The organism is Sporosarcina saromensis (genome assembly GCF_054901285.1).
Map to the genome: position 1 here is coordinate 2,502,119 of NZ_CM142738.1, position 21,758 is coordinate 2,523,876.

The window sequence follows — 21,758 nt, forward strand, 5'->3', positions numbered from 1 at the left end:
ATAGGTTATGAGGAGAATTTCAATCTGTATGGTTATACACCCTATAGGCGGCTGACTGAATGAAAAAAATTGCTCGGGTGTTTCGTACAAGCTACATGACTGCGAGGGACATAAAATAATAAAAGCGAAAGGAGTGAAAAAATTGAAGCCACTATCCATACGATATATACGAAAACTGATTACGGGAACAGTACTGCAAGGAAGTGAAGAATTGCTCATACAACATGGCGCATATCGACTAAAGCAAGTACGTCAACGGAATACGATTTTGTTCATTAAACGAAAAATCGTTGATTGGGAGCGTTTAAAGCCGTTTTTTCCAATTGCCATTGTAACTGACAAACCACTGCAAACCGCTTATAAAGAAGTGACCATAGTAAAAGTAGCGGATGTCGATGTCGCTTATTGGAAATTTGTCCGCAATTATCGGTCGATGATGAATATTCCAATCATTGCAGTTACCGGTACTTCTGGAAAAACGACAACAAAGGAAATGATCTATCATTTGTTATCGGGCCATCTATCCGTTGCGCATACAAATAGTACGAACAATTCACGTACCGCCCATTTGATGCATCTACTAAGTATAGATGAAGAGACGGAAGCAGCCGTGTTTGAAACTGCTGTAGGCGCTCCTGGAGATTTAACAAATGCGGCTGCCTATTTACAACCAACTATCGGGATTATTACGAATATTGGCGAACATCATCTAAATTATTGTAAAACGATCGAAGGGTACATTGCTGCAAAAGGTGAGATGCGTAAAGCGTTGGAACCGGATGGTTTATTAATCGTAAATGCAGATGATGCCAATACGAGGAGATTGGAATTAGAAAAATTTAAAGGCACGCTACTTACTTTCGGGATTAAAAACCGGAGTGATTTTCGAGCAGAAGATCTGGCCTATTCAAAAAATGGCATGTATATGACCGTTCTTCACCAAGGGAAACGTTATCGCATGTATGTACCAGGACTAGGCGAACACCAAGTGTATAACGCACTTGCGGCAATTGCAGCAGTATCGTTGGTAGGAATGGATATGTCTAGTATTGCTGAACGTTTAAGAACGTATGAACCGATGAATAAACAAGTGCAAGTGCTGCAAGGGATGAATCAATCAACCATCATCGATGATACGTGGAGTATAACGACTACTTCACTAGGGGCTGCGTTAAAAGTGTTGCAGGCAATCGGGAAAGAAAAAAAGAAAATTGCTGTCATTGGGACGATTACGGATTTAGGGTCCTGGGGTTACATTATCCATGAGCAGGCAGGGAAAATGCTTGCGACTAGTGGAATTGATGTACTGATTACAGTTGGTGAACATGCACGAATCATGGCGGATGTTGCGAAAAGAATGCATTCTGTGCCTGAAGTTCATGCGTGTATGAATCATCATGCGGCGTACTTGTTGTTGAAAGAACGGATGAACAAAGGGACGATTACACTCATTAAAGGCGATATGTATAGCGAATCGATCAAAGAGTTAGCGCAACTGATTCGAAAAGACGATGCGGGTCAACCACCTCAATAAAGAACGCCAACGTTTTGTTAGCTCAGATAGGACAAACACCAAGGGCTAACACAGCAAAGCTAATATAGTAAAGATGAAAGGGAGGGATTAGTGTGGGATTAGAATGTTTATGTGGTGTCAAAGTAGATGCCTTTTCTTGTATGCATCAAGTGAAGTTTGAAGAACAACAAGGGACTATACGAGGTGACTTGACGTATTACGCCGACGTCTGTGTAACGACGTTAGCAGCATCGTTCTTATCAATAGATTTTGAAGACACCGAAACATGTGGAGGGAAAAACAGTTTCCTGTTTGTCTCTAACGCGATTACTTCTGTCGAATGCGACCAACAAGGTCAGAATTGTGAAGTGACTGTAAGTGGCAGCGGTGTTGTGAACAATGTCCAGTATCCATTTACCGCCGTTTTTGTCGATCAAACACCGATGGCAAACGTGGACCTTGTCAAAAGTTTTGTCATAACTGGCTTTTTTGATCAGAACGGAACTGCACCAGTTGCACAAGGTTCAGTTCAAGCGCTCGGTTGTGAATGAATTGATTGGCCATAGTTGTCTTCCTACTGACGGATGGAAGAGGTGGTGAGAATTTGATGAAAGTGCTTTCTGGCAGATATGGCTATTATCAACTGTTGCAAAAAAATGCCAACATCCGAACACATTTAGTCGAGACACATCTCTTTTCGCAGGCTAGTTTAACAAAGTGCTTAGAGAAATCCAACAACCTTTTGATTCGACCGTTAGTTGGACCTTCCTGTATGCAAGTGAGACGTTTTGGAATTGACGAATATGAAGTGGAGCGTAAAGGAGAGAAGATCCAATGTAGCGATCTTCCTACACTTTATCAAGTAATCCATGAAAACCTCATTGACAAAAAACAATATGTCGTACAATCTTTCCCACTTGAAGAGCCCATCCACCAACGTTCTTTTTATACCCTTCATCGAAAAACACAGTTTGCTAATTGGCATGTCCTTCACAAAACAACGAGTAGACAAGGAAATGAGATCAAACGATATGATTTGTTCAGACAATGGAATTTAATGAACGTGTTACTCGAAATAGGCGAGACACTTGGCGAAGCTTTTCCTCGCTGCTCAACCGTTGTCGTCGAAATCGTCAATTCCGAAACTGATTTTTTATGTATTGATACGGTTGTTCATTATCGAAATAGTAAATGGAGCCAATTCCATTCCTTAGGAAACAAGTGGTTTTCCCGTTCGTTTATTCCTAAAACTGAATTGTGTACAAAATGGACTGTAGAACAATTTCTTCACAAAATGAACGATGTCATTTTAAAACCATGCATTGGGCAACAAGGGAAAGGAATTGTGAAAATCCACGTGACAACAAGTCGCTCCTACGAAGTGCAGTATAGAAACAAAAAAACAATTTTCCATACGTTTGAAGAATTATATCGCCACTTGGAACGAACGTATTTAACGAAAAATGACTATCTGATTCAGCAATTCATCCACTTACGGACGGTCGATCAATGTCCATATGACATCCGGGTCATTACACAACTGGATAGAGGCAAATGGTTAGTTACAGGCATGCTCATAAAAGTGGCTGCGCCGGAATATTTTGTGACAAATCGTGCACAGAAGCTCTTAACGATCGATACTTTGCACGATTTTTCATTAGATAGAAGTAAGAAGGCCATTGAAAAACTTTGTCTAAAAGCATCCAACATATTGGAAGAGCGTACTGCGCCGTTAGGGATGATTGGCTTTGATGTCGGTATGGATGCTAACGGCAAGCTATGGATATTGGAAGCGAATTATACACCTGCGCTGTCCATGTTTTATGGACTAGGGAATAACGAAATGTATGAAAACATCCATCATTTCATTCGATTGAAAAAGAGCAACGAAATTGAGTAGAAAGGAGTGAAAATGTGAAGCCATTACAAGTTAAGGATATTAAAAGACTCGTGAAAGGTGAACTCGTAGCAGGTCATGTCGATTGGGCGGTTCACGAAGCCATCTATTACAAACGGCATGAACATACAAAAAGGCATACGTTACTATTTGTTAGCAGAGTCGATCACGTCGATTGGACGTCAATTAATGCAAAAGGTCCTTCACTCGTAATTACCGATTTACCCGTCGATTCGTTACCGACATCCCTTACACAGACGACGATTTTAAAAGTGCAAAGCCTTGTACAATCGTATTGGAAATTCATCAACTATTACAGGAATCTATTCGATATTCCTGTAGTGACAATTACCGGGACATGCGGCAAGACGACGACCAAAGAAATGCTTAAGCATATGCTAAGTTTTGACAAAAAAATCGAAACGTCCATTAGTAGCCAGAACGAACCGCGAAGATCTTTCCCCTATTTATTGAAAATAGACGACGATACCGAAGCTGCAGTGTTTGAACATGGGCTTGGCAACTCCGGGAATATTAAACATCAGTGCATGATCTACCAACCGACAATTGGCATTTTGACGAATATCGGTGTGCATCATTTAGATGGCTGCAAAAATCTGGAAGGGTATATAAAAGCTAAAGGAGAAATTGTTGAAGGAGTTCGGGAAGGTGGAACACTAATTCTGAACGCGGACGATGAAAATACGAAGAAAGTCCGTTTAGATATGTTTAAGGGGAAAATAATCTATTTTGGGATTCGCGAAAAGGCGACGATTACGGCAACTTCAATCGTGTATGGAAATAAGGGCATGCATTTCACTGTGCAATTTGAGGGGAAAGCGTTGAAAGCCTATGTGCCTGGCTTAGGGGAACATCAAGTAAGTAATGCGTTAGCGGCACTGGCAGCAATGCATGAATTAGGGGTAGATCTCGAACTGGCAATTAGACGTTTACGCACCTATAAAGAAATGGAGCGGCACTTGGAAGTGTCTACAGGAATCAAAGGGAGTACAATCGTGGACGATACATGGACAAATAATCCAACGTCTGTGAAGGCGGCGCTCAATGTCATCGATTCAATTGGGAAAGATAAAAAAATTGTACTCATTTTAGGTGACATTAACCGTCTTGGGAACTTCGAAAAGAAATACCATCAGGAAATCGGCAGTCTCATCGCCTCGCGAGAGATTCACACACTCGTTACAATCGGGAAAAAGGCAGAAGAAATTGCCCGTCAGGCGAAAAAGGACGGGAGCAACGCAATGATAAAAATGTATGAAAGTGCAAAAGAGATTGGCCACCAACTAGATCATGTAATTGATGCTGATTCTGTTGTATTGCTAAAAGGCCCGATGTCAAGTCGAGCGATGATTGATTTTGCGAAAAGTTTAAAACGATGAGGTAAAAAAAAGAAGCACCTAACGAAATCCGTTAAGTAGCTTCTTTTACTCATTTTGATAGTACACGACGTGCTTGGACATAATTTAACTTCGCCCAAGTGGAAGATAAGCTTTGCTTCACGACTGTGCCTGAAGTTGAAAGACTGATAAACTGGTTACCACCCATGTAAATGCCTGTCTGTGTGATCCGTGTACGTTTGTTGTCTGTGGAGAAGAACAAGACGTCCCCTTTTTGTAAATTGGATTTTGCCACGGCTGTACCTACTTTTGCTTGTTGGCTGGCCATTTTATACGTTAAGTCAATTCCTTGTTTTTTATAGACATAGTACGTAAATCCAGCGCCAGTGAAAGTAAGGGACTTTTCATCATAGACATAGCCAAATTTCGCTTTTCCAGTCAAACTCGTCGCAAAATTGACGACTTTATCAGCCGATGTTGCGCTCGTACTTGGAGGTGTTGGTTTAGTTGGTGTTGTGTCCGTCTGATTGGTAACGACTCTTTTTGCTGTAATGTAGTGGTCGTTGTAGTAGTCCACAAGCAATACACGTGAGATGACACCACCTGAATTCGGAATGACGACACGATGTTCCCCTGCGTAAATACCGACTAAACTAGGGTTTGTTGACCCTTTTACACTGTTAAAGAATACGAGATCACCTTTTTGTAAATTCGAGCGGGAAACTGTAGTTCCTTTTGCTTGTAATGTTTTAAGGTTCGTTGCATTCAAGTTCACACCGTTTTTCTTGTATACGTAGTTTACAAATCCTGTGCTCGTGAATTTCTTTGCACTTTCATTATTGACCGATCCGATTGTAGCTGTATCTTTCAAATCATAGGCAAGGCTCACAACTTTGTCACCAGTCGTTGCTGGATTTGCAGGTAGAAGACTAGGAATCACTCTTCTTGCACCCATATATGTTTCGGTATAATACGGTTTGCTATCCATATCAGAAATAACGATGTTCTGTTTGGAATCAGCCATATGAATGACTTTGTTATCTCCGATGTACATGGCAACGTGGTCGGGATCTGTACCTGTTGTTTTGCTTTTAAAGAACAGGAGAATCTCCTTTTTGCCATTGTCCTTTTGCGACAGGTGTTCCTTGTTGCATCATGTAGTTCTCATTATAAGTTGCTAAATCGACACCATTTTCCTCAAATACATACATCAAGAATGTTGCACAAGAGAATTTGTAAGGGTATGTAGGCTTATATACCGCTGTACTGTAAGTCGCTTTGCCGATCAGGCTTTTAGCTGTATTTATGAGCTGGTCTGCTTTTGCATTGACCGTTTGTTGACTAGCTTGCGTAGTGAGCGTAGCAGCTGATACTGTAGTTGTTTGGTCTAACGATGGAACTGCGAATGAACTAACACTTAAACAAGTAACAAGTGCTGCAGAAAGTAGTTGTCTTTTCATCTGATACTGACCTCCAAGAAAAAGATTTGATCGCTTCGAAAACGATCGTAGCATGATTTACAATCCATTTTTGGAGGGAATATTCGCCATTCTTCGGTAGGGTTTTCGAAAACAACTGGTAGTTATACGTTCATCCAGCTTTTTTACAATTACATTACAACGAAAAATAGGTAAATTACGGAACAAAAAAACGTGTAGCTCATCGCTATCACGCTTTTTTGTATGTATACGTAAGTTCGTTCAATGCAGAATCGACAAGTACATGCAAATCATGCCCATCAAAAAACCAATGGTCTCGCTTTTCGACATAAAATAGAATGCCTTCTTTTTCAATTTGCACATATACGTCATCTGGTTGTTCTTTTGTAACACCTAATGAGAAACCTTCATGTAACGGACTTGAGCCACCGTAACGTGCAAAAAACTTGATGGCATCCCCATGTTCTGCATCCATGTCCTGTTTAAACCAGCGTAGTGCCTCGTCAGAAATTACGATTTGCATCATGCATCCACCTTTCAAGTGTCGTGCTTATTCTTACAACCATTTTACTTTCGGTTCAGTTCCGGCTTTAATGCGGCCGATATTTGCACGGTGTCGGTAAAAGATGAAAATGCCCATCAATCCGACGACAATCATTAAATAGAAATCTCCTGTCCACACATAGTAGGCAATACAGTACATGAAACCGACCACCGCAACGATCATTGATGAGAGAGAAACCATTTTCGTCATTTTGAGTGCCAACAGAAACGTCAGAAGTACAATGATGAAAATTGGCCAGTTATAGCCGAGTAAGACACCCCCTGATGTTGCAACCGCTTTTCCACCTTTGAATTTCGCGAAGATCGGAAAGATATGTCCGATGACCGCAAAAAAGCCGATGAAAAGGGGATGGATGCCTGTCGAGCTGAAAAACGGGATAAACGTGATAAGTACGGCAGCAGTTCCTTTTAAAATATCAATGATCGTAACGATAAGACCGGCTGTTTTGCCTAATACGCGAAATGTATTCGTGGCGCCTAAATTTCCGCTTCCATGTTCGCGTACGTCCGTATTGTAAAAGACTTTGCCAATCCATAATGCAGATGGAATGGAACCGAGCAAATATGCGCTCAAAATTAGTAAAAAAATGTCCATAATGCTCCCCTTTATAGCGTAATTCAATACAATAAGTGTAGCAGAAGTTAGAGAAACCGACAATGCACGTAATTTGGTCACCAACACGCTAAAAATACCCGTGAACTTTTTAAAGTTGTGCTAACATTTTCCTCATGTAATTGCAATAAAGCGGTTTCTTCTATACAATTAATTGAGCGAGCTTCTTGAAACGTTGATTTGACAACATTTAGAGGAAGCGTTACGATAACAGATATTCAACAAAGAGAACATTCGTTCGATGGGGGTTGCGATTTGACGAAGAAAGAAGAAGTTTATACGTATGATGATGATTCCATTCAGGTACTCGAAGGACTCGAAGCAGTTAGAAAGAGACCTGGTATGTATATCGGTTCGACGGATTCGAGGGGACTGCATCACCTCGTATATGAAATCGTCGACAATGCGGTTGACGAAGCACTTGCCGGGTACGGTTCAGTAGTACATGTAACATTACATGAGGACGGCAGCATCGGCGTACGTGACTATGGGCGTGGGATGCCGACTGGAATGCATAAAACCGGAAAACCGACGACGGAAGTTATTTTGACTGTTTTGCATGCTGGCGGGAAATTTGGCCAAGGTGGCTATAAAACGAGTGGCGGTTTACATGGTGTGGGTGCATCAGTAGTAAATGCGCTTTCCGAATGGCTAGAAGTGACGATTTGCCGTGACGGAAAAAAGTTCCGCCAACGATTTGAACGTGGCGGTAAGCCTGTAACGACGTTAGAAGAAATCGGAACGACGAAAGAAACGGGTACGTTGATTCATTTCAAACCGGATCCAACCATGTTTTCTACAGTGAAATACCAATATGAAATTTTAGCAGAACGGTTAAGAGAATCAGCTTTTCTTCTAAAAGGCTTAAAGATCGTCTTAACAGAAGAAGGTTCCGATAAACACGACGTATTTCATTATGAAACGGGCATTCAAGCTTTCATCGCATATTTGAACGAAGAAAAGGATGTATTGCATGAAGTCGCTTATCTTGAAGGTGAGGCTGACGGAATTGAAGTTGAATATGCATTTCAATTCAGTGATGGCTATTCAGAAACCATTTTATCGTTCGTCAATAACGTAAGGACGAAAGATGGCGGGACACATGAAACAGGAGCGAAAAGTGCGATGACGCGCGTGTTTAATGAATATGCGCGCAAGACAGGCATTTTAAAGGAAAAGGATAAGAATTTGGACGGTTCGGATATTCGTGAAGGGATATCTGCGATTGTGTCTGTCCGTATTCCTGAAGAAATTCTACAGTTTGAAGGACAGACGAAAGGGAAGCTTGGTACGAGTGAAGCCCGTACGGCGACAGACGCTATCATTTCTCAGCACCTTCTTTATTTCTTGGAAGAAAATGCGGAATTGAGCGCGAGTCTGATTCGAAAAGCGATTCGTGCACAACAAGCTCGTGAGGCAGCACGTAAAGCCCGTGAAGATGCTCGTTCAGGGAAAAAACGCAAACGGTCAGATACACTTCTCACAGGTAAGCTGACGCCTGCACAGTCTAGAAACGCTTCGAAAAACGAATTGTATCTTGTCGAGGGTGATTCAGCAGGCGGTTCTGCGAAACAAGGTAGAGACCGGACATTCCAAGCTATTTTGCCGTTACGTGGTAAAGTCATTAATACGGAAAAGGCGAAGCTTGAAGACATCATGAAGAATGAGGAAATCAATACGATTATTCACGCGATTGGTGGCGGCGTAGGAGCCGATTTTCAATTGGAAGATATAGCGTATGACAAAGTAATCATCATGACGGATGCCGATACAGATGGTGCCCATATCCAAGTCCTTTTGCTAACGTTTTTCTATCGTTATATGAAACCATTAATCGAAGCAGGAAAAGTATACATTGCATTGCCACCTCTTTATAAAGTCTTTAAAGGGACAGGCAAGAAAGAACAAATCGCTTATGCGTGGACAGAAGCTGACCTTGACGAAGCAATCAAGAAAATTGGTAGAGGGTATATGCTCCAACGCTATAAAGGTCTTGGTGAAATGAATGCCGATCAGCTATGGGAAACGACAATGAATCCTGATACACGTACGCTGATTCGTGTCACGATAGAAGACGGCGCCCAATCGGAAAGACGTGTGACGACGTTAATGGGAGATAAAGTCGAGCCACGGAGAAAATGGATTGAAAGTAACGTGGACTTCGGCACAGAAGAGAAAAATATACTTGAGAATGAATTTTTGCATGTTGAGGGGGACTTTGAATGACTTCAACTGAACGGTACCAAGATCTGCCGCTAGAAGAAGTAATCGGGGATCGTTTTGGTCGATATAGTAAATACATTATTCAAGATCGAGCACTACCAGATGCACGAGATGGTTTGAAACCCGTACAAAGAAGGATTTTATATGCAATGTTCCACGAAGGGAATACGCACGATAAAGCCTTTCGTAAATCTGCAAAAACCGTGGGGAATGTAATCGGTAACTACCATCCGCACGGTGATACGTCTGTTTACGATGCGATGGTACGGATGAGTCAGGAATGGAAGCTTCGCCATCTGATGATTGATATGCATGGGAACAATGGTTCGGTAGACGGCGATTCGGCAGCTGCAATGCGGTATACAGAAGCAAGACTATCCGCAATTGCTTCTGAAATGCTCCGTGATATTAACAAAGATACGGTTGAATTCGTGCCGAACTTTGACGATACAGAACCGGAGCCGACAGTATTACCGTCTCGTTTTCCTAATTTGCTCGTCAACGGCTCTACGGGGATTTCTGCAGGTTATGCGACAGACATTCCACCGCATGCTTTGCATGAAGTGATCGACGCTGTATTGATGCGCATGGATGATCCTACGGTATCTGTAGATGAATTAATGACAGTATTGAAAGGTCCTGATTTCCCGACAGGTGCGATTATCCAAGGAACGGATGGTATCAAAACCGCATATGAAACGGGACGAGGACGTTTTGTCATTCGTGCGAAATCCGAAATTGAGCAATTAAAAGCAGGGAAGTCACAAATTGTCATCACTGAAATTCCGTATGATGTCAATAAAGCAAACCTTGTCAAGAAGATGGATGAACTTCGAGTCGATCGTAAGCTTGATGGGATTGCCGATGTACGTGATGAATCAGATCGTACTGGTCTCCGAATTGTCGTTGAGTTGAAGAAAGATATGGACGGCAATGCGATTTTACAGTATTTATTAAAAAACACAGATTTGCAAATTACGTATAATTTTAATATGGTCGCCATTTCAAATCGTCGACCTACACTTATGTCATTACCGATGCTGCTTGATGCGTATATTGATCATCAAAAAGAAGTTGTAACGAGAAGATCAACGTATGATATCCAGAAAGCAAAAGACCGTTTACACATTGTTGAAGGCTTAATAAAAGCTTTGTCCATTTTGGATGAAGTCATTAAAACGATTCGGGCTTCAGCAGATAAACGGGATGCAAAAAACAACTTAATTACAAAGTTTTCGTTTACAGAAGTACAGGCGGAAGCAATTGTCTCCCTCCAGTTGTACCGCTTAACGAATACGGATATAACTGAGCTTCGCAAAGAAGATGAAGAGCTACGGAAACTGATCGAAAAGTTGAACGCCATCTTGACAAGTGATAAGAAGTTAGCTTCCGTCATTAAGAAAGAACTGATGGAAATTCGGAAGCAATTCTCTGAACAACGTAGATCGGTCATCGAAGAAAAGATTGAAAGTATTAAAGTAGACCTTGATATCCTCGTTCCTAGTGAAGAAGTTGTCGTGTCTGTAACGAAAGATGGTTACGTGAAGCGTACGAGCATGCGTTCGTACAGCGCGTCAAACGGCACTGGCCAGGAAATGAAGGATTCTGATTATAGTTTACTTGAAGCAGTCATGAACACACAGCATCATTTGCTATTGTTCACTTCACTCGGTAATTATTTATATCAACCTGTACATGAATTACCGGATATTCGATGGAGAGATCTAGGCCAACATATTTCGAGTATCATTTCCCTAGAACCGAATGAAGAGATCATTGCAGCAATCGGCATCGAAAGTTTCGATGAGCAAACATCCGTTCTGACCGTGGCAGATAACGGCAATATTAAATTATCGAAGTTGGTAGACTTCCAAGTACAACGCTATTCAAGGACATTTAAAGCGATGAACTTGAAGAAAGGAGACAAAATGACGAATGTACAGCTTGTAACAGGCGAGGAAGATGTTATTCTCTTCACGGAACAAGCTTATGCATTACGCTTCTCTTTAACGGAGTTATCGATTACTGGCGTTCGTACTTCAGGTGTTAAAGGCATTAACTTAAAGTCTGGCGATAAGCTTGTTTCCATGCTCGTACTGCGTGATGAAACGGAATCCATCGTCATTGGAACACAGCGAGGATCCATTAAACGCATTGCCTTGAAAGAATTTGAGCAAGCTTCAAGAGCACAACGTGGGATGGTCGTGCTAAAAGAGTTGAAGGCAAATCCGCATCGAATTGTCGGAACTGCACTCGTCAAACCTGGAGATACAGTCATTTTGACGACGACAAAAGATAACAAAATTCCAATTGAAACAGGGAATTTAAGGTTAGTCGATCGTTTATCCAATGGTAGTGCGCTCGTGGATGAAACAAGGGACGGTAAAGTACAAGCCGTCATTAAACCAGTGACAGCTGATCCAAAAAGTTAATAAATACGCTCGTCTCATCAGTTCACAATGAGACGAGCGTATTTTTCATTGCTTCGTAAAAAAAGAGTGACTTTTCCTTTGAATTGCCGTATACTAATTCGACAACCGAAATATATTGAAGAATGGGGAAGTGCCATGTGGAACAATCGTAATGTTTGGATTATCCTGAGTGGTGAGATGATTGCAGGTCTCGGATTATGGACGGGAATCATCGGTAATCTTGAGTTTCTTCAAGCAAAAATACCCTCTGATTTTGTCAAAGCCATTATCTTATCGATTGGATTACTAGCAGGTATTATTGCAGGTCCAACGGCAGGACGGATTATTGACCAATCACGTAAAAAGACTGTATTACTTATAGCAGGTATTGGGAGAATGATCAGTGTCGTTTTCATGCTGCTTGCCATTGCTACGGGCTCTGTTTGGTGGATGGTCGCATTCATCGTCTCAATTCAATTAGCAGCAACGTTTTACTTTCCAGCCCTACAAGCTGCAATTCCACTTGTTGTGAAGGATAAAGACCTGTTAGCCATGAACGGGTTGCATATGAACGTAGCAACAATAGCAAGGGTAGCAGGCACTGCATTAGCTGGCGTCATGCTTGTGTACTGGTCATTAGCATCGTTGTACTGGGTATCCTTATTGGCATACGGCTTGTTACTAGGGTTTACGCTTATGCTGAAAATTGATGAAGGGAAGGGTAGTGACGAAGGGAAAAGTGCAAAGCAACGCGAAAACAGTGGATTTATGGACGTATTCCCAGTGTTAAAAGCATTTCCTACTGTTGGTATGACGCTTGTTATGACGTTAATCCCGTTATTATTTATCGGCTCCTTTAACTTGATCGTTATAAACATTAGTGAAATCCAAAATTCTTCATCCATAAAAGGGCTCATTTATACGTTTGAAGGCATTGCGTTTATGATTGGATCGTTTGCGGTCAAATACATTGCACAGAAATGGAAGACGACGGTTATCTTATTTTTCTTTGCAACGATGGTTGCAGTTGCAGAATTCATGCTCTTTTTTGCAAGTAGTGTCGTTATGACACTTAGCGCATTTGCAGTGCTAGGTTTTGCGTTAGGTTGTTTTTTTCCAACAGCAATGGTCATTTTTCAGAAACAAATGCCAAAAGCATATCACGGCCGATTTTTCTCATTCCGTAATATGTTAGAACGGGTCATGTTTCAAGTCGTGTTAGTGAGCACAGGCGCATTTTTAGATATCGTTGGGTTGCAAACAATGGTCATACTATTTGGGATGATCAGTTTAACGTTAACGGTGTTATTTTATGTATTGATGAAAAAGAAAAATATCACTTTTGAACAGCCACAAATTGAAAAACCCGCAGCAGAAATCGTGTAAATGATTTGCTGCGGGTTTTTATGTAAAAAAACGCGTTTCATCTCACTGTTTCAAGTATACTTAATGATGATATTTAACTGCCCAAAATAAATATTATGTTAACTTGAATTCGAAAAACGAAATTTGACCCCACCTTTACAATTTGTTTTCACCAATATCCCACTTTTGTTCAACTATACGAACTTCGCTTTCCAATTAAACCTGTTAGAAAAAAACATGCCCTCTCTCAAGATCCATGAGAAAAGACATGTTGAACAATTTTATCGATGATAAACAACTCGATCGGTTGCTTGTAAAGTTTGAATATCCTTAGCGCCAATTCCAAACATGGCCATTCGTAATTCCAATTCTTTCGTTTCCATGACCGTCATTACGTCTTCAACAGAAAGTGTTGCTTCTTTCAAAATTGATCTGCCGAAGCCTACCATATCAGCACCTAACGCAATTGTTTTCGCAGCATCTAGCCCCGTATACATGCCGCCACTTGCTACGATCGATGTATTTGCAACCTGCTCACGAACGCCAATGACACAATCGACGGTCGGATTGCCCCAACCACTAAACGTTTCTGCGGCAGCGCGTTTTACTGGGTCGTTTGAACGGAATTTCTCAACTTGGCTCCAAGACGTACCACCAGCTCCAGCGACATCGACAAAAGCGATACCGACGTCACACAGTCTCTTCGCTGTTTGACCGTCGATGCCCCAGCCAACTTCCTTCACGCCGACCGGTACTCCAAGCTCTTTCGTTAACTGCTCAATCTTACCGAGTAAGTCTTTAAAATTCAAATCGCCGTTCGGTTGGATAATTTCTTGGATTGTATTCAAATGCAAGACTAATGCGTTTGCTTCGCTCATCTCGATAATCTGTTTGCACTGATCTACGCCAAATCCATAATTTAATTGAACAGCTCCTAAATTCGCGATGATCGGTACATTCGGTGCATATTTACGCACTTGAAAAGATGCACGGTGTTCTTCACTTTCGATTAATGCACGCATCGAACCTAATGCAAGCACCCATCCTCGTTCTTCAGCAGCAATGGCCAAGTTCCGATTGATGGTTTCCGCAAATGCAGCTCCACCTGTCATCGAACTAATAACGAACGGTGTCGGTCTTTGCTCATTCAAAAACTTGCTTTCAATGGAAATCTCATTAAAGTCAATCTCAGGGAGTGCATTATGAATAAATTGAACTTTTTCAAGTCCAGTCGAAATGTTTGTACCCGTTACTTTTTCATTAAGCGTAATCTCAATGTGTTCGGCTTTCCGTGTATGGATCGAATCCGTCATACGATTAAATCCCCCTTTTCTATCCTCTTTGTGCCTTCCATGCAGACAGTCAAATTCAATGGTTCGATGCCCGCTTGTCGCCACTCTCTCTTTAATGAATCAACAAACGATTTTTCTGAAACGAGCGCAATACCACAATCACCACCGCCTGCACCTGATGTTTTACCAGCTCCGTACTCATTCGCAATCTGTATCAAAGCTTGCAAACTAGGTGTTTCAATGACGGCTTCCACTTCTTCACTTAACGCTTTCAATGCATTACGATTTGCGGTTAAACTCTGTAGAGCACCCGCTAAATTGTTCGCTGAAAAATGTTCAACCATAGTTAAAACTGCCTCTGTGCTCTGGTCTATAAAAGCCGCATAGCGATGTGGCCGCTGCGTTTGTAATGCACGAATACGGTCGATCATCTTCACTGTCGACATTTCGCTCCCTGTCCATCCGACGACTAATTCCAAGTCGGCTGGTGGTTGAATAGTTGTCACCTGTAAACCAGGCCATTGTTTGGCAACAAGTGTATGGACGTCTACCCCGTCTTCGAGTTGTTCAATCAACCACTTCGCATCAAATGTACGATAATGAAGCCATCCCCCGTAAGTTGACGCTGCAATGTCAGCACAAGAACCACTTCCTTGCGTCGTGAAGTGTGCAATTGCTGCTAACTTATAAATCACTTCATGCGACAAAGGAATCCCATGCGCATAATGTTTTTGTAAAATAGCGCTTATAACTGCAACAACGACCGCAGCACTTGACCCTAAACCGTATTTTTTGCCAGTAGCGAAATCATCCAGTTCACTGTCAATTGTTAAGCTGAATGGTTCCACTTGAATACCAACATGTCGTATGTATTGATGACAAACGGTAATGGCATTTTGGATGAAGGTTAGTTTTGGCGCATACGTACAGAAGCGTAATCCGTCATCCGTTTCGGACCAAGACATTTTTGAAAAACCGATTTGGGGTAAGTTGACGACAAATTCCGGACTGTCTGTCAGATGCGCATACACATACCGGTCGATAGCTACAACAACACTATGCCCTCCTGGTTCCAACACAGCATATTCTCCTGCGATAAACAACTTACCTGGTACCCTGACGGTTAAGGTTGGTGGTTTCATACATCGATTCCTTCCTTCATGTAGTTAAATAGTGGATACCAGGTCCTGGATGGCAAAGGAATAGATCTTTCACGCACATCAGCTGTTTCAACCTGTCCATTACGACCCTTTCATCTGCGGGTTGGCAAATCACTTTAACATTCGGACCTGCATCGATTGTAAAATATGCCTGTATGCCGTCTTCTCGCAATTCCTGGACTGCTTGCATCACTTCAATCGTGGAACTCATCCAATACATGAATGGAGGGTTAGCGCCTAATGTTGTGGCGTGCATTTTCATCGCATTTCGTTCCAGCACCGTTCCTAATTGTTCAAACGTACGTTTGGCGATTGCTGCACGCGTTGCAAGTAGATCCGGTTCAAGCGAAGCTAACCAACCGTCGTAAAAAGGCGATGTTTCAACCGTCCTTTTCATCCCTTCTCGACTTAACACTTTTTTCTGTTTCGCTTCGACCATGACAGATATTATACTCAGTTGCCAGTCTTCTTCTGAAAGAAGTTGCGTAGCGAATGAATCGGTTCCATCATTCTTTTCACCCATATGCCATTCGACGAATCCCCCGTATATCGACCGACACGCAGAACCCGATCCTTGTCGAGCAAGAATGGATAGTCCTGCATCAGATATTTCATACCCAAGCGCTTTCGTAGAAGCTGCAGCCAGTGCTGCAAAGCCTGAAGCGGATGAGGCGAAACCTGCAGCAGTCGGGACATTGTTAGAGGACTCCACGACTGCATGCCCATGATGCTTCGTCGTTTTTCTGACGAGGTCTAGAAAAGTTGAAATTTTGTTTTGTTCTGCACCACCAAGTTCCACTCCGTCCAATACGAACACATCGGACGCTAAGTCGTCTTGAAAAGTAACCGAAGTTGTTGTATAAAACTGGTCGAGTGTAATGGAAATGCTATTATTCATCGGAAGGAACAATTGTTCGTCTCGTTTCCCCCAATATTTAATTAGCGCAATATTCGTATGCGCTCTTGCTGTTGCTTTCATCAAAAACCCTCACTTCATAATCTGTTCTGCTCTTGTTATGGATGGCTAATACGACTCGTCCATGTTTGACAAGCTCCAGCTTTTTCTAACGCACTTGCCAACTTTTGTGCATGTTGTTCATCTTCCGCCAAACATAACACACAGCCGCCACGACCGCCGCCCGTCAATTTAGCGCCAAGTGCACCGTTCGCTCTAGCGATTGTGATCAAATGATCCAGCTTTGTATCACTGACACCGAGTGTGACTAATTCCGTTTGTGCAAGATTCAACAACTCGCCAACTTTTGTGCTATTGCCTTCCAGCAATGCATCTTTACACGCATGCGTGTACGCACCTAGCAATTCAATCGATGCCCGAGCAGACGTCGGTTGGTTTCGATACATATGGCGTATACTCTCCACAGCCGTTCGCGTATCCCCGAATTGTCCAGAATCCGCGATGACGATATGTAAAGGTTTCTTGAAAGAAAGAGCTGTTGTCTTCTTCCCTTTTTGAAACCAAATGGGCGCTTCATTTGAAGTAGCTTCCATATCAATGCCACTCGGATTGCCGTGCGCATGCGTTTCGGCAATTTGAACGAGGTGCATTTGCACATCATGTGGCAAAGGTGCATCAAAGTAATGAAAGATCCCTTTTACGACAGCATGAGCGACTGCTGCACTCGATCCTAATCCTCTTCCTGACGGTATGGATGAATCGATCTGTATCGATAAATTCGTATCCGTGGCATGTAACAATTGCAGCGATTCTTCTACACTCGCTTTAAAACCGGATAACTCGACAGGTGCCTGTTGAAGCTCACCACTAAAATATCGACTCGTTACACAAATTGACGTTTTATTATCATTTTCAATACCTTCCCTTACAGTCGCAACGACGTTCACAACCGGAAATGGTAAGGCAATTGCAGGTTTATCATAAACAACGGAATGTTCTCCTATGAGGATTACTTTTCCGTGTGCTTTACCTTCTGCTTCTCTTGACATGCGTGTGTTCCTCACTTTTTCAACAAAATTCAACGATTCACTGGTGTAAACCTGCTAATTCTTCCTCATTATAAAGTACATAGTGCCCTATTTCAGCTATTTGGCTTTATGAATGGATCACAGCGTTTTTGTAAAAACAAAACTCGCACGCTCATACCCCATTTTTTCTTCATAAAACCGGTGTGCATGTTCTCGTTGGAGACCAGAAGATAGTGCAATCCGGTCAAATCCTTCTTTCTTTGCAAGCGAATGGACAAACGTCAATAGCTGTTCACCAAATCCTTTTGATCGAAATGCTATGTCAGTCACTAAATCACAGACCCAAATATACTTTCCGTAATAAAGCGTAATCATTGGTTGAAAACCAATCACAGCTACGATACGTCCATCTACTCGCAATGCGAATTGACGATACGTCTCGTTCTTTTGAGCTTCTTCCACCAATGCGATATAACTTTGCTCAGTAAATTGAGGTCGTAGGTATCGCATGACATGAAATCCTTCCAGTAGTTCTTGCCGTGATTGTAATTCTTCAATTGTACGATTTTCCATTCGTCGCCTCCATTCTTGAATGTTTCGAACGATTCATTTTCAGTTCAATCTATTTTACCTATCTTTCTTTCAATCCGTTCAGATTGCATAAGCTAAATTACTCTAAATACACTTCATGATAGCATTTTAAGCGCTTAAAAACGACGGTTAATCAACAATTGACGCTTTCTTGTTTATAAAAAGAGTTTGGCAAGTCGCTATTTTTGTGCTAAATTGATTGCGGTAAATAAAATACTGCAACTTCGGGGCAAGGTGAAATTCCTTACCGGCGGTGATCGAGCAATCGCGCTCGTCAGTCCGTGACCCGTTCTTCTCTACTTGAAGACGGTGGAGCTGGTGTAACTCCGGCACCGACAGTGAAAGTCTGGATGGGAGAAGTTGCAGGCGTTTTTTTGCCATGCCCACTATACGTCTGCCCTTTTCATGTTGAAAGGGGGAACAAAATGACAGATGAAACTTATATGAAACTCGCTTTAGATCTTGCAATGACTGCTGAAGGTCACACTTCTCCGAATCCGATTGTCGGCGCTGTTTGCGTAAAAGACGGCCAAATTGTCGGAACAGGTATGCATGTACGTGCAGGGACACCGCATGCTGAGGTGCACGCTTTAACAATGGCCGGCGCGCAAGCACAGAATGCCGATTTGTATGTGACACTGGAACCATGTGCACATACGGGGAAAACGCCACCGTGCACGGATACCATTATTGAGAGCGGTATACGACGCGTTTTCATTGCGTCATTGGACCCTAATCCCGCCGTCAATGGCAAAGGGATCAGGCTTCTTAGAGCTGCAGGCATTGAAGTCATTTTAGCTATTTGTACAAAAGAGGCAGATTTTAGTAACCGGGCATATTTTCATTTTATAAAACACGGAACACCGTATATCACCTTAAAAGCCGCCACATCATTGGACGGCCGCCTAGCGACGCACACTGGGGACAGCAAATGGATAACTTCGTCACACGCAAGATCGGATGTCCATACCCTCCGCCATACCCATGATGCGATACTAGTAGGTGTAAATACGATTCTTCAAGATAACCCTTTCCTCACCACCCGTTTGCCCCATGGTGGAAAGAACCCTATTCGCATAATTTTAGACAGGCATCTACGGACGCCACAAACAGCTAATGTCATTCAGGACAATGCTGCAGAAACAATCATTTTTACTGTCGGACAAGACACACTGACGAACCAGTTCGCAAAATACCCCCTCGTAACCGTTGAGTCGATTCCTCCTGATGTCGACTATTTACACGAGGTGTTAAAACGTCTCGGTAAACGTGGGATTATGAAACTACTCGTTGAAGGTGGCAGTCAAGTACACTCCAGTTTCATCACAGCAGGTTTAGCGGATGAATTGTATTTGTATGTAGCCCCGAAACTGATTGGAAACGGTCCTTCCCTTTTCATGGACCACGGCTGTACCCGTATCGCTGAAGGGAAAATGCTCGACATCCTCGATATGAAAACACTTCATGAGGATGTACGTATCCATGCCCTTTTCAACAAGCGAGGTGATGACTAATTGTTCACTGGAATTGTTGAAGAAATTGGAACGGTGCATGCAGTAAACAGAGGAAACCGCTCTATGTCGTTAACGATCGTCTGTACGACTGTTCTTGCGGATGTCAATTTCGGTGATAGTCTAGCTGTGAATGGCGTCTGTTTGACGGTTACATCTTTTACATCAACGCATTTTACTGCAGATGTCATGCCGGAAACGTTTCAGTCGACTACGTTATCCAAACTCCAAAAGGGAGACAAAGTGAATTTAGAACGAGCAATGGCCATGACGAGCCGCTTTGGCGGACATATCGTATCAGGTCACGTTGACAGCATAGGAAAAATCACTTCAAAGCGCAAACATGAAAATGCACTGTATATGGACATTCAACTAGAAGACTCGTTGTTGAAATACATGATTCCGAAAGGGTCCATTACAATTGATGGAACTTCATTGACGATTTTTGATGTGTTTTCAACTGGCTGTACAATTTCATTAATTCCAACGACGCAACAACAGTCCATTATTGGCATGAAGGTAGTTGGCCATTATGTAAATGTTGAATGTGACATACTTGCGAAATATGTAGAGCAACTATGCCGCCCATCGACTCAAAAACAGCATCAAAAAGACGTACTGACAATGGATACACTCGTCAAAAACGGATTTTACGCATAAGGAGCTGAGAACGTGTTTGCATCGGTAGAAACAGCACTCGAACAACTTAAACAAGGAAAAGCCATTATTGTTGTCGATGACGAGAAGCGAGAAAACGAGGGTGATTTCGTAGCACTTGCGGAATTTGCCACACCTGAAATGATCAATTTCATGGCGATGGAAGGTCGAGGACTCATTTGCGTGCCGATTGAAGAGGAAAAGAATGAACAGTTAGGGCTTTCCCCGATGACCGGAACGAATACAGATGCGCATGGTACCGCTTTTACGGTCAGTATCGACCATGCGAATGCACATACTGGCATATCTGCATTCGAAAGATCGGAAACGATTATGAAAATGTTGAATCATACTTCTGTGGCAACCGATTTTAGACGACCTGGCCACATATTCCCTTTAGTCGCCAAACAAGGTGGCGTCTTGACACGCCCTGGCCACACGGAAGCGGCGGTCGACTTGGCGAAACTTGCAGGCGCTGAGCCAGTAGGCGTTATATGTGAAATTATGAATGCAGATGGCACGATGGCAAGAGGACGTCAACTTGAAGAACTTGCTGAACGTTTAGGCATGGTCATTCTTTCGATTGAGCAATTGATTGCCTATCGGAAAAAGAATGAACAACTTATCGAACAGATTGTGTCAACACATTTACCGACGACATATGGAGAATTTACAGCGTATACCTATGTAGAGAAATGGACGGGTCAAGAGCATATTGCCTTTGTAATGGGTGATTTGGCTACTGTCGAAGCCCCATTCGTCAGGATTCACTCCGAATGTTTAACAGGAGATGTCTTCGGTTCTTGTCGATGTGATTGTGGCCCCCAGCTACATGCCTCCCTTGCGACTATCCAACAAGCGGGAGTCGGTGTCCTTCTTTATATGCGACAGGAAGGGCGTGGGATTGGGCTTGTCAATAAAATGAAAGCGTATCAGTTGCAAGAACAAGGCTATGATACGGTCGAAGCGAATGCCCTTTTAGGATTTGCCGATGACTGCCGTACGTATGACGTCAGTGCACAAATCTTGAAAGAGCTCGGTTGTACACAAATCCAGTTGTTAACGAATAACCCACGAAAAATGGACAGTATTGAAGCGCATGGCATTCAAATCATACGCAGAGTTCCAATTGAAATACCGACACACGAAGCGAATGAACAGTATATGAAAACGAAGAAAGAGAAACTTGGACATCTTTTATACGAAGGAGCGAAATGAGC

Annotated in this window: 19 protein-coding genes and 1 riboswitch; of the genes, 10 read left to right on the plus strand and 9 right to left on the minus strand. The window is 42.4% G+C overall.

The features are described 5' to 3' along the window. The first annotated feature begins 142 nt into the window (after nucleotides 1-142). The 4 genes from ACVHUV_RS12605 to ACVHUV_RS12620 all read left to right on the plus strand — a co-directional run bounded on the left by ACVHUV_RS12605 (nucleotide 143) and on the right by ACVHUV_RS12620 (nucleotide 4,810). Nucleotides 143-1,534, plus strand: a complete 1,392-nt coding sequence (locus tag ACVHUV_RS12605; RefSeq protein ID WP_462084798.1) for a Mur ligase family protein — start codon at nucleotides 143-145, stop codon at nucleotides 1,532-1,534. Between the two features lie 92 nt (nucleotides 1,535-1,626). Further along, the gene (locus ACVHUV_RS12610) at nucleotides 1,627-2,064 is read left to right on the plus strand and encodes a hypothetical protein (protein ID WP_462084799.1); all 438 of its coding nucleotides are present in this window, start codon (nucleotides 1,627-1,629) and stop codon (nucleotides 2,062-2,064) included. Nucleotides 2,065-2,120: 56 nt separating this feature from the next. Further along, a complete protein-coding gene (locus ACVHUV_RS12615; RefSeq protein WP_462086909.1) occupies nucleotides 2,121-3,413 on the plus strand; it encodes a YheC/YheD family protein in 1,293 nt (430 codons plus the stop codon). A gap of 14 nt (nucleotides 3,414-3,427) precedes the next feature. After that, nucleotides 3,428-4,810 (plus strand): Mur ligase family protein, encoded by a 1,383-nt coding sequence (locus ACVHUV_RS12620; RefSeq protein ID WP_462084800.1) that lies wholly within the window; start codon nucleotides 3,428-3,430, stop codon nucleotides 4,808-4,810. A 49-nt stretch (nucleotides 4,811-4,859) separates the two neighbouring features. Here ACVHUV_RS12620 and ACVHUV_RS12625 read toward each other — a convergent pair whose 3' ends face one another. The 4 genes from ACVHUV_RS12625 to plsY all read right to left on the minus strand — a co-directional run bounded on the left by ACVHUV_RS12625 (nucleotide 4,860) and on the right by plsY (nucleotide 7,366). After that, a complete protein-coding gene (locus ACVHUV_RS12625) occupies nucleotides 4,860-5,822 on the minus strand; it encodes a C40 family peptidase (protein WP_462084801.1) in 963 nt (320 codons plus the stop codon). 37 nt (nucleotides 5,823-5,859) lie between these two features. Next, complete coding sequence (locus ACVHUV_RS12630; protein ID WP_462084802.1) at nucleotides 5,860-6,228, minus strand: hypothetical protein; 369 nt, start codon at nucleotides 6,226-6,228, stop codon at nucleotides 5,860-5,862. Between the two features lie 208 nt (nucleotides 6,229-6,436). Next, nucleotides 6,437-6,730, minus strand: a complete 294-nt coding sequence (locus tag ACVHUV_RS12635) for a HesB/YadR/YfhF family protein (RefSeq protein ID WP_462084803.1) — start codon at nucleotides 6,728-6,730, stop codon at nucleotides 6,437-6,439. A gap of 33 nt (nucleotides 6,731-6,763) precedes the next feature. Continuing rightward, nucleotides 6,764-7,366 (minus strand): glycerol-3-phosphate 1-O-acyltransferase PlsY, encoded by a 603-nt coding sequence (gene plsY / locus ACVHUV_RS12640; protein WP_462084804.1) that lies wholly within the window; start codon nucleotides 7,364-7,366, stop codon nucleotides 6,764-6,766. Between the two features lie 273 nt (nucleotides 7,367-7,639). Here plsY and parE point away from each other — a divergent pair, with 273 nt between their 5' ends. From parE to ACVHUV_RS12655, 3 genes are all read left to right on the plus strand, one after another. Beyond that, the gene (gene parE / locus ACVHUV_RS12645) at nucleotides 7,640-9,610 is read left to right on the plus strand and encodes a DNA topoisomerase IV subunit B (protein ID WP_462084805.1); all 1,971 of its coding nucleotides are present in this window, start codon (nucleotides 7,640-7,642) and stop codon (nucleotides 9,608-9,610) included. After that, nucleotides 9,607-12,039 (plus strand): DNA topoisomerase IV subunit A, encoded by a 2,433-nt coding sequence (gene parC / locus ACVHUV_RS12650; protein ID WP_462084806.1) that lies wholly within the window; start codon nucleotides 9,607-9,609, stop codon nucleotides 12,037-12,039. Before parE ends, parC begins: the two co-directional genes overlap by 4 nt. Before the next feature lie 135 nt (nucleotides 12,040-12,174). Continuing rightward, nucleotides 12,175-13,404, plus strand: coding sequence for an MFS transporter (locus ACVHUV_RS12655; protein WP_317946107.1), 1,230 nt, complete (start codon nucleotides 12,175-12,177; stop codon nucleotides 13,402-13,404). Nucleotides 13,405-13,664: 260 nt separating this feature from the next. Here ACVHUV_RS12655 and fni read toward each other — a convergent pair whose 3' ends face one another. The 5 genes from fni to ACVHUV_RS12680 form a co-directional block, all read right to left on the minus strand. Continuing rightward, a complete protein-coding gene (gene fni, locus ACVHUV_RS12660) occupies nucleotides 13,665-14,696 on the minus strand; it encodes a type 2 isopentenyl-diphosphate Delta-isomerase (protein ID WP_462084807.1) in 1,032 nt (343 codons plus the stop codon). Beyond that, nucleotides 14,693-15,817, minus strand: a complete 1,125-nt coding sequence (locus tag ACVHUV_RS12665) for a phosphomevalonate kinase (protein ID WP_462084808.1) — start codon at nucleotides 15,815-15,817, stop codon at nucleotides 14,693-14,695. The genes fni and ACVHUV_RS12665 overlap by 4 nt, the downstream gene beginning before the upstream one ends. 16 nt (nucleotides 15,818-15,833) lie before the next feature. Then, a complete protein-coding gene (gene mvaD / locus ACVHUV_RS12670) occupies nucleotides 15,834-16,814 on the minus strand; it encodes a diphosphomevalonate decarboxylase (RefSeq protein WP_462084809.1) in 981 nt (326 codons plus the stop codon). 35 nt (nucleotides 16,815-16,849) lie between these two features. Further along, nucleotides 16,850-17,800 carry a mevalonate kinase gene (gene mvk / locus ACVHUV_RS12675; RefSeq protein ID WP_462084810.1) on the minus strand — a complete coding sequence of 317 codons (951 nt, stop codon included), beginning with the start codon at nucleotides 17,798-17,800 and terminating at the stop codon, nucleotides 16,850-16,852. A 117-nt stretch (nucleotides 17,801-17,917) separates the two neighbouring features. Next, the gene (locus ACVHUV_RS12680; protein ID WP_317946095.1) at nucleotides 17,918-18,352 is read right to left on the minus strand and encodes a GNAT family N-acetyltransferase; all 435 of its coding nucleotides are present in this window, start codon (nucleotides 18,350-18,352) and stop codon (nucleotides 17,918-17,920) included. A 234-nt stretch (nucleotides 18,353-18,586) separates the two neighbouring features. Further along, nucleotides 18,587-18,736, plus strand: a riboswitch (FMN riboswitch). A 59-nt stretch (nucleotides 18,737-18,795) separates the two neighbouring features. Here ACVHUV_RS12680 and ribD point away from each other — a divergent pair. Genes ribD through ACVHUV_RS12695 form a run of 3 tightly spaced genes read left to right on the plus strand, consistent with a single transcriptional unit; the run spans nucleotide 18,796 to nucleotide 21,756 of the window. Further along, entirely contained in the window at nucleotides 18,796-19,884 is a 1,089-nt protein-coding gene (ribD, locus tag ACVHUV_RS12685; protein WP_371391400.1) for a bifunctional diaminohydroxyphosphoribosylaminopyrimidine deaminase/5-amino-6-(5-phosphoribosylamino)uracil reductase RibD, read from the plus strand. Beyond that, nucleotides 19,885-20,541: a riboflavin synthase gene (gene ribE / locus ACVHUV_RS12690; RefSeq protein WP_462084811.1), complete on the plus strand. Its 657-nt coding sequence runs from the start codon at nucleotides 19,885-19,887 to the stop codon at nucleotides 20,539-20,541. A gap of 12 nt (nucleotides 20,542-20,553) precedes the next feature. Beyond that, nucleotides 20,554-21,756: a bifunctional 3,4-dihydroxy-2-butanone-4-phosphate synthase/GTP cyclohydrolase II gene (locus ACVHUV_RS12695; protein ID WP_462084812.1), complete on the plus strand. Its 1,203-nt coding sequence runs from the start codon at nucleotides 20,554-20,556 to the stop codon at nucleotides 21,754-21,756. The last annotated feature ends 2 nt before the right edge of the window (nucleotides 21,757-21,758 follow it).

Bases quoted from the DNA above. Each gene is read 5' to 3' on its own strand.
- ACVHUV_RS12615 (WP_462086909.1), top strand. From the start codon at position 2,121: ATGAAAGTGCTTTCTGGCAGATATGGCTATTATCAACTGTTGCAAAAA.
- ACVHUV_RS12655 (WP_317946107.1), top strand. From the start codon at position 12,175: ATGTGGAACAATCGTAATGTTTGGATTATCCTGAGTGGTGAGATGATT.
- ACVHUV_RS12680 (WP_317946095.1), bottom strand. From the start codon at position 18,352: ATGGAAAATCGTACAATTGAAGAATTACAATCACGGCAAGAACTACTG.
- mvk (WP_462084810.1), bottom strand. From the start codon at position 17,800: ATGTCAAGAGAAGCAGAAGGTAAAGCACACGGAAAAGTAATCCTCATA.
- fni (WP_462084807.1), bottom strand. From the start codon at position 14,696: ATGACGGATTCGATCCATACACGGAAAGCCGAACACATTGAGATTACG.
- ACVHUV_RS12635 (WP_462084803.1), bottom strand. From the start codon at position 6,730: ATGCAAATCGTAATTTCTGACGAGGCACTACGCTGGTTTAAACAGGAC.
- ACVHUV_RS12630 (WP_462084802.1), bottom strand. From the start codon at position 6,228: ATGAAAAGACAACTACTTTCTGCAGCACTTGTTACTTGTTTAAGTGTT.
- ACVHUV_RS12665 (WP_462084808.1), bottom strand. From the start codon at position 15,817: ATGAAACCACCAACCTTAACCGTCAGGGTACCAGGTAAGTTGTTTATC.
- mvaD (WP_462084809.1), bottom strand. From the start codon at position 16,814: ATGAAAGCAACAGCAAGAGCGCATACGAATATTGCGCTAATTAAATAT.
- ribD (WP_371391400.1), top strand. From the start codon at position 18,796: ATGACAGATGAAACTTATATGAAACTCGCTTTAGATCTTGCAATGACT.
- parC (WP_462084806.1), top strand. From the start codon at position 9,607: ATGACTTCAACTGAACGGTACCAAGATCTGCCGCTAGAAGAAGTAATC.
- ACVHUV_RS12625 (WP_462084801.1), bottom strand. From the start codon at position 5,822: ATGTACATCGGAGATAACAAAGTCATTCATATGGCTGATTCCAAACAG.
- plsY (WP_462084804.1), bottom strand. From the start codon at position 7,366: ATGGACATTTTTTTACTAATTTTGAGCGCATATTTGCTCGGTTCCATT.